Raw genomic sequence first — 15,017 nt, 5'->3', positions numbered from 1 at the left:
GCCGCGCCCCGCGCGTTACGCGTCGACCGGCCGCTTGTACATCCGCGTGGCCGTGATCTCGCCGTGCACCGTCTCGCCCTCGGGATCCTGCTGCGGCAGCCCCGGACGCAGATGCTCCTCCACGCTGATGTACTTCAGGCCCGCCCTGAGGTCCGCGTCGTTGCGCATGCGGATCACGAGGGGGAACTCGGCGAGCGCCGTCGTGTCGAACAGGCCGGTGGTGTACAGGAGTTGGACGCCGAGCGCGTCGGACACCGCGCGCTGGAGTTCCAGCAGGTACGTGGCGTTGGCGCGGCCGATCGGGTTGTCGAGGAACAGCGTGCCCGCGTGGCGGTGCTTGTCGCGGCCCCGGTCGTTGGAGCGCAGCGCGGCCATCGTGCAGTACAGGGCGATGGCCGCGGTGAGCAGCTGACCGCCGGAGAACACGTCGCCCATCTGCCCCACCGGGACGCGCTCGGCGCGCAGCACCGCGTCCGGCTTGAGGATCTCGACGGCGACGCCCTTGGGCTGGAGCGCGGCGCTGACACCGCGCAGCAGCAGGGACATGCCGTCGCGGCGCAGGTCGGAGTTCTTCTTCACGGCCGCGCGGGTCGCCTCGTCGATGACCTCGCCGAGCCGCTCGGTCAGCGTCGCCTGGTCGGGCTCGTCGAAGCGGATGCGCAGGAACTCCTGCCCGGACCACTCGCCGAGTCCTTCGGGCAGCCGGGACAGCCGCTGGGCGGAGCGGAGGGTGGCCAGTGAGGACTCCACGAGGCCGCGCAGCCGGTCCACGATCGAGTCGCGGTTGCGCTCCAGCTGCGCCAACTCGTCGGTGAGGACGCGCAGCCGGGGCGCGAACGCGTCGGCCCACTTCTGCGCGTGCTCCGGCAGCGCGGACGCGGGCAGTTCCCGGATCTGCTGACGCGCGGGCGTGCGCACCTGCTCGTAGCGCGTGGAGTTGGCGTGTCGTACGAGGATGTCGCTGGCCTCGCGGACGGCGGCCTCGGCCGCGGACAGGTCGCCCGCGCAGCCGCGCAGCGAGCGCCGGGTCTCGCCCGCCGTCCGGCGGGCCTCCTCCAGGGTGCCGGGGTAGGGCTCGGGCTCGTCCTGTTCGTCGGCCGGGTCCGCGTGGTCGCGCAGCAGGTCGCGCAGGAGCGCCGCGGTCTCGTCGAAGCCGCCGGCTCCGTCCTCGGCGGCGCGGTGCGACTGCAGCAGCTCGGCGTGGGCGGCGCGGGCGGTGCTCAACGCCTCGGTGCGGGCCGCGAGTTCGGTGGTGGCGGTGCGCAGCAGGGTGCCCGCGTGCTCGGTGTCGGACGGGACGAGGTCCTCGGGCAGCTCGGTGTGCGCGTCGCCGTCCTCGGGCGCGTGCCGCTCGGCCTCGCCGCGCAGGCGGCCGAGCTGCTCGCTGGCGGTGGAGGCGCGGGTCTCCAGGAGCTGGACGAGTTCCTCGGCGCGGGCGGCCGCGGCCTGCCGGGAGGGCCCGTCGGCGCCCTCGGAGGTCTCCAGAAGGGCGGCGGCGCGGGTGCGCACCTTGTTGCTGAGCCGGTCCAGCTCGGCGAGCGCCGCGGACTCGTCGGACTCGGCGCGCGCCTGCTCGGCCCTGAGGTCGGCGCCGACGCCCACCTTCTCGTAGACCTGGGAGGCGGCGCGGTAGGCCTCGCGCAGCGCCGGGAGGGACGCCTTGGGGGCCTCCCCTTCCGGTACGTCGTCGGGGGCGCCGGCGATCTCGGCGCGCTCGGCGCGCAGCGTGCGGGCGGTGCGGCGGGCGTCGTCGGCGGAGCGCTGGGCGGCGCGGCGGTCCTCGTCGGCGGAGCGGGCGTGCTCCAGGCACGTCTGGGCGCGGGCCTCCGACTCGACGGCCTCGTCGGCCAGTTCGCGGACCTTGGCCTGCCAGCCGGCGCGCTCGCGCAGTCGGAACGCGAGGCCGGCCAGCGCGTCGGCGGCGCGGCGGGCCTTCTGCGCCGCCTCCTGCCGCTCGTCGCGCACCCGGGTCGCCTCCGCGGCGGACTCGTCGGCCTCGGCGCGCACCGTGCGGGCCTCGGCGAGCTCGGCCTCGGCCTCCTCGGCGAACGTCCGGGCTTCCTCGGCGGCCGTGGCGAGCTCGGCCAGGCGGCCCGCGGGGCAGCCGGAGCGCCAGGAGGTGAGGCGCGCGGCCAGTTCACGGTCCTTGGCGAGGCGTCCGGCGAGCGCCCGGATGTCCTCGTCGCGCCGGGCCGCGCGCTCGCGCAGCGCCTGCCGCTCCTCGTCGGCGGCGTGCTCGTCGTGCATGGCCGGGTTGGGCGGGACGAGGAAGACGTGCTCGTCGGACGCGTTCTCGGCCGGGGTCGGGGCGAGCAGCGCGGCGGCGGTGCCGACGGCGACGGCGGAGCGCGGCAGCAAGGCGGCCCCGGCGAGGGCCTCCCGGGCGCGCCCGTGGGCGGCGTCGTCGGTGATGACGACGCCGTCGACCAGCTCGGGCCGGGCGGCGAGCACGCGCGCGTGGTCGGCCGGGTCGACGGACTGGGCGAGGTAGCGCCAGCCGGGCAGGGCCGGGATGCCGTGCTCGCCGAGGAACTCGACGGTGGCCAGCACGTCCGGGCCCGGCGGGAGCAGTCCGCCGTCACCGAGAGCTCCGAGGATCCGGGAGTCGTCCGCGGCGGCCGTGCGGAGTTCGAACAGCTGGCGCTCCGCGGAGGTCACGGAGTCGTCGAGCAGCGTCTTCAGGTCGTCGGCGGCGCGGTCGAGGTCCTCGGCGGTGAGGGCGCCAAGGGAGGCGTCGAAGGCCTCGTCGTCGGCGGTCGCGTCTCCCCCGGTCGTCCCGGCGGACTGCCCGCCCACACCGAGCAGTTCGGCGAGCCGCTCCTCACCCGCGAGGGCGGCGGCCGCCCGGTCCTCGGCGCGGTGGGCCTGCTCCGCGGCGTTCGCGGCGTCGGCGGCGCGGGCCGCCGTCAGCTCGGCGCGCGCCTCGGTGGCAGCGGCCTCGCGCGCGTGCTCGGTGGCCCTGCGGGCGGCTTCGCGCGCGGTGTCCCACGCGGCGACGGTGGTCTTCTCCGCGTCGGCGGCGGCCAGCGCGGCGCGGGCCGGGTCGGCGTCGGGGGTGCTGTCGTCGATCCATCCGGCGCGGACGGCCTCGGTGGTCTCCTGCTCGACCTCGGTCAACCGCTGGCGCAGGTGCCCGAGTTCACTGCGGGCGCGCTGCGCCTCGGTGGCGGCGACGGTCGCGTCGTGGTGCGCCCGCTCGCCCGCCTCCTGGAGGACGGCGGAGCGCTCCTCCTCCTCGTTGGCGTGGTTCTCGGCCTGCTCGGCGGCGCCGTGCAGGGCCCGGACGAGTTCCGACGCGGCCTTGGCGCGGGCCGCGAGCGCGGGGGCGGCGTCGCGCTCGGCCTCGCGGATGGCGACGGCCACGCGCGCGGAGCGGTCCGCCGCGGCCCGGTGCCGCAGGACGGCCTCGGCGGCCTGCCAGGCGGAGTACAGGTTGCGGGCGTCGGCCAGTTCGCGCTTCTGCGCGGCGGCGGCCTTCTCGGCGCCGGCGAGCGCCAAGGAGGCGTGCCGGTAGGCGAGTTCAGCGGCGATCAGCGAGCTGCGCTCACGCGCCGACTCGGCTTCGGTGACGGTGTGCGCGGCCCCGGTGACCTGCTGGGCGAGGTCTCCGGCGCGGCCGCGCTCGACAGCGGCGCGGGCGGACAGGCGGCGGACGAGCGTGCGCGTGCGGCGCTCGGCGGCGGCGTGGATGTCCCGCGCGCGTGCCCGCGTGTCGGCGGCCTCGACGATACGGGTGAGCAGGTCCACGGAGCCCGCGGTGAAGTCGCGCTCGGCGATCAGCTCGTCGCGGCGCCCCAGCTTGTTGCCGAACCCGCTCACCAGGTCGGCGAGCCCGTCCGTGTCGCGTGTGTCGGTGACGGCGCGCAGCAGCAGGTCGGTGAAGTCGGAGTCCTTCTTCACGGCGAAGAGGCCGGCGGCCTCGCCCTCGTCCGCGTTCATCTCCCGCTGGTAGCGGAAGAGTTCGGGGTCGAGGCCCAGGTCACCGAGGTGCTCGTTCCACCGGTCGTGGATCTCCTCCCAGTGCACCTCCAGGTGCGGGTACGCCTTGCCCGCCTCCGTCAGGGCGTCGCGGAAGCCCTTCATGGTGCGGCGCCGTCCCTGCGCGCCCGAGGCGCCCTCGGCGGCAGGACGTACGGCGCTGGACTCGGCGACCGGCAGCGAGTCGAGGCTCATGCCGGGGCCGGGCCGGAACGAGTACCAGGCCTCGGCGAACTTGCGCGGGTCGTTGGAGACCTGCCGCCCGCGCCACTCGCTGACCTTGCCGACGATCACGCACTCGCCGGTGAGCGTGTGCTGCCACTCCAGGGCGACGTGCCCGCAGTCGTCGGCGAGGAGGAACTTGCGCAGCACACCGGAGCTGGCACCGCCCAGCGTGTTCCGGTGGCCGGGCAGCATCACCGAGAAGATCAGCTTGAGCAGGACCGACTTGCCGCCGCCGTTCTCCAGGAAGAGCACACCGGCGGGCGCGGGGCGGCGCGGCGGGCCGACGGGCTCGTCCTCGAAGAACTCCGCCTGGGTGGGCGCGGGGTCGGGTACGGGCTCGCCGACACCTCGCAGGTCGAGCACGGTGTCGGCGTAGCGCGCACCGGCGGGCCCGATGGAGTAGAGGCGAATCCGGGACAGCTCGTACATGGCGGACTCTCGTGGTAGGTACGGAAGTTCAGAAGGTCAGGAGTGGAACGGCAGGCCCGCGTCGGCGACGAGCTCGGACGCGTCCTCGTCCATCGGCGGCACCAGGCTCGCGGACCCGTCGGTGACGGGAACGACGCCCAGCTCCAGCAGTTCGGCCATCGCGGCCGTGCCGGCCATGTCGCGGACCTGGAGCTGGTAGCGGGCGGTGGTGCGGTAGGTGCCGCCGGAGTCGTCGCCGGTTCTCTGGAGGAAGCCGGAGTCGGTGAGGAAGGCGACGGCCTTGCCGACGATGCCGGTGGTCGAACTGGCGAGGCGGCGCGTGTCCTTGGTGGCTCCCGTGGAGCTGCGGCGCGCCCAGATCCGCCAGGCCGCTTCGAGGCCGGGGGCCTCGGTCGCCGGGTCGGTGTTCTCGCCGGTCTCCTCGGCCCGCTCCTCCAGCTTCCGGCAGGCCTGCCGGACGAACGCGTCCACGCCGTTGACACTCACGCGGCCGATGTAGCCGTCGTCGGCGAGGTCCTCGGGGCGCGGGAAGGCGAGCGCGGCGACCGCGAGGTGGGCGAGGCCGTGCAGGAAACGGTCGGTGGAGTCGGCGGCGGCCTTGCGCGCGTAGTCGCCCATGCGCACGGCGAACACGGAGTCCTCGGCGGCGGTCACGGCCATCCCCGCGCGCGGGGACACCTCCAGGACGACGAGGCCGAGCCCGGTGGCGACGGCGTCGGCGAGCCGCGCGAAGGGCGGGTCCTCCCGGTAGCGGCGCAGCAGTTCGCCGTACTCCTGGTCGCGTGAGGGCTGCAGCTTCGGCTGGAGACCGAAGGAGACCAGGCGTGCGGCGTCGGCGGCGTCGGCCGGGGTGACGGGCGCCTGGGCCCTGGCCGAGCCCGAAGCGTCGGGCTCGCCCCATTCGGCGTGCTCTTCGGCGTACTCGGTCACGGGTGGTGCTCCTTCATGGGTTCTGCGTGTTCTACGGGGACGTGGGTCGGCATCACGCGGCCTCCGTCCGGTCCGTGGCCATCCCGACCGCGTCGAGCAGGGCGGTGCCCACGATGAGGTCGGCGCCGCCGAACTCCGGGTCGTCGAGTTCGGTGCCGTCGTCCACGGCGAACAGCAGCTTCTCCTCGCCCTGGCGGTAGGCGGTGCCCACCGGCGGGCTCGCGGCGTGGACCGCCAGGAGGGCGACGAGGTACGGCAGTTCGGGATCGCGCCTGCGGGCGTCGGCGAGCAGGCCGGACAGCCGGCGCGGCGCGTCCGCGGGCAGGTCGAGCAGTTCCGTGGCGCTCGCGAGCTGTTCCTCGCTGAACCGGCTGTCGTCCGGCGTCGCGATGAGGTCCGGCTCGGGCATCTCGGCGCCGAGGTGCTCACGCTCCATCGGCGGCGTGAGCAGTATGTCGACCAGGTCGGCGACGCGTACGGACACGGGGGTGCGCAGTCCGGTGCCGCGCGCGAAGAACGCGTCGGTCGCCTTGGTGGCGCTCTCCACCGGCAGCGGCAGCAGCGGCGCGAGGAGCTGCCCGTACAGGTCGAGGCCCGCGCGCGCGGAGGGCGTCGCGAAGGCCTGCCGGTCCTGCTCGGCGCGGAACAGCGGGCCGGCCTCCAACAGGCGCGACTGCAACTGCGTGTGGCGGCGGATGCAGTCCTTGACGATGTCGACGAGCTCGGCGGCGCGGCGCTTCTGCTCCGGGTCCTCCGACTCGTCGCGCGCCTTGCGGATGTTCGTCAGGATCGCGTTCTCGTGCCGGTAGCGGTCCGCCACGTGGTCGAGCGCCTCGGCGATCATGTCGGGGACGGCCTGGAGCCAGTCGACGGCCCGGACGTTGCGCCGGGTCGCGTCGAGCGCCTTGCGCAGCGTCTCCGAGTACTGCACGGTCCGGTACCTGGCCTGCTCGGCGGCGAGCTGCGCGTCCGCGAGACGGCCGCGGCTGATCAGCACCTCCAGCTTGACCTCGGCGGCGATCTGCGCGCTGGTGACGTCGGTGTCGAGGGCGCCCACCAGTACGTTCACGGCCTCGTCGGTCGTGCGGAGGTAGACGCTGCCTCCGTGGCCGGGGACTTCCTCGATCAGCTTGAAGTCGTAGTCGCGCCGCACGTAGGTGCCGTCCGGCCCGAACGTGCCGTACACCGCGCGGAAGCCGCGGTCCACGCTGCCGACGTTGATCAGGTTCTCCAGGACCCAGCGCGCCACCCGCTCGTGCTCGGCGGCGGGCCGCCGCGGGGCCTGGGCGGCGATGCGGGGCACGAGCCTGGCCACTATCTGCTCGTGGTCGGCGCCCGTGTCGAAGTCCATGTTCAGTGTGACGAGATCGATGGCGGAGAGCGCCACCTCCGCCATCCCGTACGTCGAGTACTCGCCCGCGAGGTTGGCCTTGCGCACGTCCAGGTCGTGCAGCGGCGCGGTGCAGGCGAGCGCGCGGAGCCGCCGCGCGAGCCCCTCGTCGGCGGCCGGGCCCGGGGCGGGGCGCGGCCCCGCGCTGAGCTGGGGCGGAACGGATTCCGTGCTGGCAGGCGAAGTCACGGAGCACAGGTTATGCGCTGGGTCTGACAACGGTCGAAACGGCGCAGATGCGACGGCTTCCCGCGAGGGCCGCCGAGCACCCTATCCGTCCTTCGGCATCCGCTGCCGGTACGCCTCCACGAGTCCGTCGCGGGAGTCGTCGAGGTACGCGCCGAGCAGTGTCTCGGCCTCGTCCCTGCGCCCCGCCCGCAGCGCTTCCACGAGCTCCAGATTGCGCGCCAGGTACGGCTCGTGGAGGCGCTGGGGGTCGTCCACGACGTGGAAGGCCAGTCGCAGTTCGGCGAGGACGCTGCGCATCAGTTCGTCGGTGCGTTCGCTGCGCGCGAGCGCGACGAGCTCGCGGTGGAAGGCGATGTTGGCGGTCGAGACGCCCTTCCACTCGCGCCGCTCCGCCGCCCGGTGCCCGTCGGTGACGGCCTCGGCGACCCGGTCGAGGGCGTACGGCGGCTCGCCGAGGGACCGGACGACGGCGCACTCGACCATGCGCCGCGTCCGGTAGATGTCCTCGACGTCATGGACGCTGAGGACGCGCACGAACACCCCGCGGTTCAGCCGGTGTTCGAGCAACCGCTCGTGCGTGAGCAGCCGGAACGACTCCCGGAGCGTGTTGCGCGAGACCCCGAGGGCGCTGCCGATGCTGTCCTCGGACAGGCGGGTGCCGGGCGGGAAGTAGCCTCCCGCGATCCGGCTGCGCAGGATGTCCGCGACGCGCTCCGCGGTGCTGGTGCGTCCCAGCAGCGCGCGGTCGTCCGCGAGAGCGTTCAGTTCGTCCATGGCCACGGCCGCATTCAAGCGCAGTTCCGGGAACGAGACAACGTTGGTATCGACGGATCGTTCAACGACCCTGGGTGAGCGTCTCCAGGGCCGTGAGCAGCCGTTCCACGTCCTCCCTGCTGCTGTAGGGCGCGAGGCCGACGCGGACGCCGCCCGTGTCGCCGAGCCCGAGCCGCCGCGAGGCCTCCAGCGCGTAGAAGGAACCGGCGGGTGCGTCGATGCCGTGGTCGGCGAGGTGCCGGGAGACCTCCGCCGGGCTGTGGCCCTCGACGGTGAACAGGAGCGTCGGGGTGCGCAGCTCCGCGCGCGCGTACTGCGTGATGCCCCCGAGGGCGGCGAGGCCCTCCTCCATGCGCTGCCGCAGCGCGTTCTCGTGCTCCTCCAGGGCCGCGAACGAGGCGATCAGGCGCTCCCTGCGGCTGCCGCGCGCCTCGGTGTCCAGGGCGGCGAGGAAGTCGACCGCGGCGCGCGCGCCGGCCAGCAACTCGTAGGGCAGGGTGCCCATTTCGAAGCGCTCGGGGACCGCGTCGCTGGACGGCAGCAGCTTGTCGGGGCGCAGCGACTCCAGCAGCTCGGCGCGGCCGGTGAGCACACCCAGGTGCGGGCCGAGGAACTTGTACGGGGAGCAGACCAGGGTGTCCGCGCCGAGCGCCGCCAGGTCGACGGCGGCGTGCGAGGCGTAGTGCACCGCGTCCACGTGGAACAGCGCACCGGCCTCGTGGGCCAGGGCGGCGAGCGCGGGCAGGTCCGGGCGGGTGCCGACGAGGTTGGAGGCGGCGGTGACGGCGACCAGGCGGGTGCGTTCCGACAGCACCGCCTTGAGGTGCTCGGGCCGCAGCTCGCCCGTACCGGGGTCGAAGTCGGCCCACCGTACGGTCGCGCCCGCCGCCTCGGCCGCCTGGATCCACGGGCGGATGTTGGAGTCGTGGTCGAGTCGCGTCACGACCACCTCGTCGCCCGGCCCCCAGGTCTTGGCGAGCATCCGCGAGAGGTCGTAGACGAGCTGGGTGGCGCTGCGCCCGAACACGACGGTTCCGGGCGTGGTGCCGAGCAGATCGGCCAGCGCCGCGCGGGACTCGGCGACGATCCGGTCGGCGTTGCGCTCGCCCTCCGTGGTCTGCCCGCGGTTGGCCAGCGGCGCGGACAGCGCGGCGGCGACGGCGTCGACGACCGGGCCGGGCGTCTGGGTGCCGCCGGGGGCGTCGAAGCGGGCCGTGCCGGACTTCAGGGCGGGTATCTGCGCGCGGACGGCGGCGATGTCGAGGGCCATGACTCAACTCCAGGTGTGCGTGGGCGGGTGGCGGCCGGCCGTTCAGAGGCAGACCTCGCACGGCCGGCTCGTGCCCGGAGCCGCTCCCGCGGCTCCGACCCCATGATCGCAACCGCGCAGCGCCGTCTCCAGGCCCGGTACCGAGGCCAGCGCGGCCGCGATCCCCGCCGATGCCCGCAGGTCGAGCCGCGCCGCGGTGCCGCGCATCCCGTGCCGCACCTCGTCCGCGGCGAGCGCCAGGAGCTGCGGCAGCAGGTCGGCGCAGCGGCGCGCGACCCAGCCGGTGCCCGCGGTGGCGAGCCACCACAGGGCCGCGGCGCGGGTCGGCGCGGGCCGCTCCGGCTCGACGTCGGGCGCCGGGCCGAGCGCCTGGCCCGCGTCGGCGAGCACGGCGTGGAAGCGGGCGGCGAACTGGCGGTGGCCCCGCTCGGCCGGGTGCAGCCGGTCGGCGCTGCGCAGGGCCCGGTCGACGGCCCAGTCGGCCTCGGCGGCGTGCAGGTGGACCGCTCCGTGGCGTGCGGACAGGGCGTGGACCACGGAGTTGACCGCGCGCTGCCGACGCGCGAGAGGGCGCGCCAGGACGCCGGGCAGGCCCAGCAGCGCGCCCGGGTCGGGCAGGCACGCGGTGAGCAGGACGGCGTGCCGCTCCGTGAGCGCCCCGTACACGGTGTCCAGGCGGGCGGTCACGGCGTGGAGGTCGAAGGTGGCGCGCAGGGTGTCGTTGACGCCGACCAGGACGGAGACGAGGTCGGGGGCGAAGGCCAGCGCGCCCGGCAACTGCCGCGCGAGCACGTCGGAGGTCTGCGCCCCGCTGGCGGCGAAGTTGCGGAAGACCACGGGCACTTCGGCGGGGGTCAGGCCGTCGGCGAGCAGTGCGGCCCAGCCCCGCCAACCGCCGCTGACGGGGTCGCCGACGCCCTCGGTGAGCGAGTCGCCGAGTGCGGCGAACCTGAGGGGAGCCGTGGGCGGCCTCATGCCGTTGCCCGGCGCGGGTGGGCGAGAGACTCAGGCTCCCGGGACGACGGCACGAGAGACTCGGGCTCCCGGGGCGGGTGGGCGAGAGACTCCGGCTCCCGGCACAACGGCACCAGAGACTCGGGCTCCCGGGGCGGGTGCGCGAGAGACTCCGACTCCCGGCACAACGGCACCAGAGACTCCGGCTCCCGGCACAACGGCACCAGAGAGTCCGGCACCCGGGACGGCACATCGTGCGCCGCCAAGAAGGCCGCCACCGCCGTGTCCCAGCCGAAACCCTCGGCCCGCGCGCGTGCGCTCGCCCGGCGTGGCCCTTGCGGCCGTCCGAGCACCTCCCGGACGGCGGCCGCGAACGCCGCGCCGCTGTCCTCGGCGACGGCTCCGGCCGAGCCGATCACCTCCGGCAGCGCCGAGGAAGCGCTGACGACGACCGGGGTGCCGCAGGCCAGCGCTTCGAGGGCGGCGAGCCCGAACGTCTCGGCGGGCCCCGGGGCCAGGCACACGTCGGCCGTGGCCTGGAGGGCGGTGAGCGCGGTCGGGTCGGCGACGTGTCCCAGGAAGGCGACCGGCAGGCCGCGGGCACGCGCGCGTTGTTCGAGCCGCGCCCGCAGCGGCCCCTCCCCGGCGACGACGAGCCGCGCGGGCACCCCGGAGCGGCGCAGCTCCGCCACCGTGTCGAGGCCGATGCCCGGCCGTTTCTCCACGGAGAGCCGCGTGCACATGAGGAGCAGGACCTCGTCCTCGCGCGCGTGCCGCAGACGCACCTCCTGGTTGTGCGCCTCGGGCCGGCACCGCACGAGGTCGACGCCGAGCGGCGCCCGCACCACGTTGCGCGCCCCGATCCGCAGGAACTCCCGCTCGGCCCACTCGGTGGTGCACACCACGCGCGCGTAGGCGTGCGCCGTACGGATGTTGAGCACGTCGGCGGCCCGGCGCGCGGCGCGCTCGGGCAGGCCCCAGGTGCGCAGCACTCCGTGGGCGGTCTCGTGGGAGACCATCACGGCGGGCACCCGCGCGCGGCGTGCCCACTCGCCGGTCCAGCGCAGCGTCGTCCGGTCCGACACCTCCAGCCGGTCCGGGCGCAGCGCGGCCAACAGCCGCGCGAGGCGCTGCCGTTCGGTCAGCACGCGGTAGCCGCCGCTCGCCGGGAGCGGCGCCCCCGGCAACGTGATGACACGCCCTTGGGGTGTATCGGTGTCCGCGGCGCGCTCCCCCGGAACGATCAGCACCGGTTCGTGTCCGGCCGCGCGGTACCCCGCCCCCAACTCCCGCAGCGCCGTGCGCAGTCCGCCGGAGGCGGGGGCGACGAAGTTGGCGAGGCGCACGATCCGCAGTCCCCCGCTCATGCCGCCACCGCCCCCGCCGACCGCGCGTGCAGCACCTGCGCGTAGTGCTCGACCAGGAGGTCGCCGACGGCCTCCCAGCTGCGCCCGGCCACCGCGGCGCGTCCGGCGCTCCCGTAGGCGGCGCGCAGCCCTGGATCGGCGGCGAGCGACCACACCGCGTCGCGCATCGCGTCCGGGTCGCCGGGCGATACGAGCAGCCCGGTCCTGCCGTGGGCGACCAGGTCGAGGGGACCGCCGGCGGCGGGGGCGATCACCGGTACCCCGCTCGCCATGGCCTCCTGGACGGTCTGGCAGAACGTTTCGTAGGGGCCGGTGTGCGCGAACACGTCCAAGGAGGCGAAGATCCGGGCGAGTTCGTCGCCGGTGCGCCGCCCCAGGAAGACCGCGCCGGGCAGCACGCCCCGCAGGGAGCCCTCGCTGGGCCCGTCGCCCACCACGACGACCCGTACGCCGTCGAGCCCGCACACCCGCGCCAGGAGCTCCACGTGCTTCTCCGGCGCGAGCCGCCCCACGTACCCGACCAGCAGCTCGCCGCGCGGCGCCAGTTCGGCCCTGAGCAGCTCGCAGCGCCGCTCGGGGCGGAACCGCACGGCATCGACGCCGCGCGGCCACAGCCGCACCCTCGGCACCCCGTGCGCCTCCAGGTCGCGCTGGGCGGCGGTGGAGGGCGCGAGCGTCCGGTCGGCGGCGCTGTGCACGGCGCGGATCCGCCGCCAGGCCGCGCTCTCACCGGCCCCCATGTAGATGCGCGCGTAGCCCGCCAGGTCGGTCTGGTAGACGGCCACGGCGGGCACCCGCAGTCGGGCCGCGGCCGCCATGCCGCGCATGCCGAGCACGAACGGCCCGGCCAGGTGGACGAGTTCGGCCCGGTGCGCGGCCACGGTCTGCGCGAGGCGGCGCCCCGGCAGCGCGACGCGGACCTGCGGATAGCCGGGCAGCGGCAGGGACGGCACGCGGACGACCGGACAGGGCGCCGCCGCGTCCGCCTCCGGCCCCGCGGGGGTGGCGGGGGCGACGACGAGGGGGTCGTGGCCGCGGGCCACGAGGTGCCGCGCGGTCTGGAGGGCGCAGTGCGCCACGCCGTTGATGTCGGGAGGGAAGGACTCGGTCACGATGACGACACGCATACGGGAGTTGTCGCCGCGCCGGACGTGCTCACGTCAACGTGGATCTTTCCTGGCGAGGAACGGTCCGTGAGCTTCAGCCGCCCCGGGAATGCCCGGGAAACACCAGGAGGCGGCCCCGTCCCACGCGGGCCGCCTCCTGTACGTCAGCGCGTCACATGGCCGTCGCGTCCGGCCCGATGCGGCTGCGGACGGCGGTCTGCACCTCGTCCTCCTCGGCCGGATCGGCGGCGAGGCGGCGCAGCTGGTCGACGACGCGGGCGTCGCCGGTCTCGGCGTGCCGCGCGGCGACCTCGCGCGTGGATTCCTCGCAGTCCCACAGGCACTCCACGGCGAAGCCCGCGGCGAAGGACGGATCGGTGGCGGCGAGGGCGCGGGCGGCGCGGCCGCGCAGGTGCGAGGACGCGGTCTCGCGGTAGATGTGCCGCAGTACGGGGGCGGCGCAGACGATGCCGAGTCGTCCCGCCCCGTCGACGAGCGGCCAGAGGGCGGGGTCGTCGGGCCCGTCGCCGCGTACGGCCTCCCGCAGGCAGGCGAGGACGAGTTCGCTGTCCTTCGTGCCGCCCCGGCAGGCGAGCATCCGGCCCGCGGCGGCACCCAGCGCGTCGGGGCGGAGCGCCCAGCGTCGGGCCCGCTCCACGACGGCGACGCTGCGCATCCGCTCGAAGGCGTCTAGCGCGGCGTCCACGACCACGCGGGAAGGGGCCTCGACGGCGGCCTCGATGAGGTCGAGCACCGCCGGATCGTGGGCGTCGGCGAGGTAGCGCAGGGCGGTGCAGCGCGCCCCGTCACTGCCGTCCTGGGCGGCGCGCACGATCTCGGCGTGGTCCTCGGGGCCCGCCACGGCGGTCAGGCAGCGGGCGGCGGGCACGTACAGCACGGCGCCCCGCTCGAAGCCCTCCTGCGCCCAGTCGAACACGGCCTGCACGCTCCACTCGGGGCGCGGGCCCGCCGGCCGCATCTGCCGCTGCCAGCGGTCGAAGGAACCGGCTTCCTGCGCGGCACGCACGCGTGCCCCCACATGGGGCCGCGGGTCCTCGGCCCACAGCCGCCAGGGGCGCGGCTCGAAGGCGTCGCGCACGGCGGCGGCGAGCTCGGCCCCGGCGTCGGCCGGGAAGCGGGCGAGGACGGGCTCGGCGAGGGCGCGCAGCGCCGCGTCGTCGTCGCGCAGGGCCAGCTCGTCGAGCGCCCAGGCCCAGTTGCCGCCGAAGGCGGCGTACCTGCGCAGCAGCTCCAAGGCGTCCTGCCTGCCGTAGGAGGCGAGGTGGCCGAGGACCGCGAGCGCGAGTCCCGTCCGTGACTCCTCGGTGTCGAGGAGGTCCTCGGGGTCGAAGAGGTGCCGCTCGATCTCCTCGAGCTCGCCGTGGAGGTCGAGGTACAGGCGGGCGTAGTAGAGCGAGCGGTTCTCCACCTGCCAGTCGTGGCGGGGGTCGCTCAGCACACAGTGATTGAGAGCCGCGAGCGCCTCGTGCCGCGGCGCCGTCAGCGCGTGCAGCGTGCCGTCGCCGCGGCCCCGCTGCAGCAGGCCGAGCAGCGTACCGCTGGGCGCTATGACCGGTTCGAACATGGGAAACAGCCTCACATCAAGCGTCGACGCAACCGGGGGATGCTCACCTACCTGGCCACGCGACAACACGTCGGAGAGCCCGCCGTCTTCTGCTTGCTGCTGCCCATTTCTCTGCCTCTCGTCCAAGGCCCGGAACCGGGCCAATCACGGCCCGCTCTGCGCGTGGGCACCACCTGCCCCGGCATCGCGTCCGTAAATCACGCCGTCATCATGACCCAGCGGCTCCGGCCACCGCGACCACATTTCCCGCACCCCCGTTTCGCCTGGTCAGAGCCGGTGCGTCAGGAAGCACCGAAGAGCTCGACGAGCTCCGCCTTGCCGAACATGCGGGCCGTGTCGACGGCCGACGGGGTTCCGGCGGCCGGATCGGCGCCCCCGTCGAGCAGCGCCCCGATCACGTCGTCGGCGCCCTTGAAGACGGCGCCCGCGAGCGGGGTCTGGCCCTTGTCGTTGGCACGGTTGGCATCGGCGCCGCGCGCCAGGAGGGCCCGCACCGCCTCGGCGTGCCCGTGGTACGCGGCGAGCATGACGAGCGTGTCGCCGCGGTCGTTCGTGAGGTTGGCCGGCACTCCGGCGTCCACGTAGCCCACGAGTGCCTCCGTCTCGCCGCGTCGCGCGAGGTCGAAGATCTTGGTGGCCAGCTCCACGACCTCCGGGTCGGGGGCTTCGCTCATCGGCCGGACCGCCTTTCTCCTACGTGCTGGTACGACCCTGCGGCCGTACGAGTGAATCGTCAGGGTACTGCCCGGTCGGGCACATGAGCCGAACCCGCCGAGGCAAAGATCACGAGGAGTCCGGACGACCGTCCGGCGGCACGCTC

The 15,017-nt window shown here is 75.1% G+C and carries 9 protein-coding genes and 1 pseudogene; all 10 read right to left on the bottom strand.

Annotated features, from left to right (window positions below; genetic code table 11):
- Positions 1-15: 15 nt before the first annotated feature.
- Positions 16-4,632, bottom strand: coding sequence for a coiled-coil domain-containing protein (locus ACYBSK_RS11895; RefSeq protein ID WP_460246012.1), 4,617 nt, complete (start codon positions 4,630-4,632; stop codon positions 16-18).
- 36 nt (positions 4,633-4,668) lie between these two features.
- Positions 4,669-5,562 (bottom strand): hypothetical protein, encoded by an 894-nt coding sequence (locus tag ACYBSK_RS11890; protein WP_460246011.1) that lies wholly within the window; start codon positions 5,560-5,562, stop codon positions 4,669-4,671.
- 52 nt (positions 5,563-5,614) lie between these two features.
- The gene (locus ACYBSK_RS11885; RefSeq protein ID WP_457476873.1) at positions 5,615-7,141 is read right to left on the bottom strand and encodes a hypothetical protein; all 1,527 of its coding nucleotides are present in this window, start codon (positions 7,139-7,141) and stop codon (positions 5,615-5,617) included.
- Positions 7,142-7,222: 81 nt separating this feature from the next.
- Entirely contained in the window at positions 7,223-7,915 is a 693-nt protein-coding gene (locus ACYBSK_RS11880; protein ID WP_457481717.1) for a GntR family transcriptional regulator, read from the bottom strand.
- A gap of 61 nt (positions 7,916-7,976) precedes the next feature.
- Positions 7,977-9,185, bottom strand: coding sequence for a cysteine desulfurase-like protein (locus ACYBSK_RS11875; protein ID WP_460246010.1), 1,209 nt, complete (start codon positions 9,183-9,185; stop codon positions 7,977-7,979).
- 42 nt (positions 9,186-9,227) lie between these two features.
- On the bottom strand, positions 9,228-10,160 hold the full coding sequence (locus ACYBSK_RS11870) for an SGNH/GDSL hydrolase family protein (RefSeq protein ID WP_460246009.1): 933 nt from the start codon (positions 10,158-10,160) through the stop codon (positions 9,228-9,230).
- A gap of 215 nt (positions 10,161-10,375) precedes the next feature.
- Positions 10,376-11,506, bottom strand: a pseudogene (locus ACYBSK_RS11865) (glycosyltransferase); the annotation flags it as partial.
- Positions 11,503-12,633 carry a glycosyltransferase family 4 protein gene (locus tag ACYBSK_RS11860; protein WP_460246008.1) on the bottom strand — a complete coding sequence of 377 codons (1,131 nt, stop codon included), beginning with the start codon at positions 12,631-12,633 and terminating at the stop codon, positions 11,503-11,505. The gene ACYBSK_RS11860 and the pseudogene ACYBSK_RS11865, both read right to left, overlap by 4 nt.
- 151 nt (positions 12,634-12,784) lie before the next feature.
- Entirely contained in the window at positions 12,785-14,197 is a 1,413-nt protein-coding gene (locus tag ACYBSK_RS11855) for a HEAT repeat domain-containing protein (protein ID WP_457476868.1), read from the bottom strand.
- Positions 14,198-14,478: 281 nt separating this feature from the next.
- The gene (locus ACYBSK_RS11850) at positions 14,479-14,871 is read right to left on the bottom strand and encodes an ankyrin repeat domain-containing protein (RefSeq protein WP_457476867.1); all 393 of its coding nucleotides are present in this window, start codon (positions 14,869-14,871) and stop codon (positions 14,479-14,481) included.
- Between the last annotated feature and the right edge of the window lie 146 nt (positions 14,872-15,017).

The organism is Streptomyces sp. BYX5S (assembly GCF_054724165.1).
The sequence above is the reverse complement of the archived record's forward strand: the minus strand, read 5'-3'. Positions and strand labels throughout refer to the sequence as shown.

Coding starts and splice junctions, on each gene's coding strand:
- ACYBSK_RS11895 (WP_460246012.1), bottom strand. CDS start 4,632: ATGTACGAGCTGTCCCGGATTCGCCTCTACTCCATCGGGCCCGCCGGT.
- ACYBSK_RS11870 (WP_460246009.1), bottom strand. CDS start 10,160: ATGAGGCCGCCCACGGCTCCCCTCAGGTTCGCCGCACTCGGCGACTCG.
- ACYBSK_RS11875 (WP_460246010.1), bottom strand. CDS start 9,185: ATGGCCCTCGACATCGCCGCCGTCCGCGCGCAGATACCCGCCCTGAAG.
- ACYBSK_RS11850 (WP_457476867.1), bottom strand. CDS start 14,871: ATGAGCGAAGCCCCCGACCCGGAGGTCGTGGAGCTGGCCACCAAGATC.
- ACYBSK_RS11855 (WP_457476868.1), bottom strand. CDS start 14,197: ATGTTCGAACCGGTCATAGCGCCCAGCGGTACGCTGCTCGGCCTGCTG.
- ACYBSK_RS11880 (WP_457481717.1), bottom strand. CDS start 7,915: ATGGACGAACTGAACGCTCTCGCGGACGACCGCGCGCTGCTGGGACGC.
- ACYBSK_RS11860 (WP_460246008.1), bottom strand. CDS start 12,633: ATGCGTGTCGTCATCGTGACCGAGTCCTTCCCTCCCGACATCAACGGC.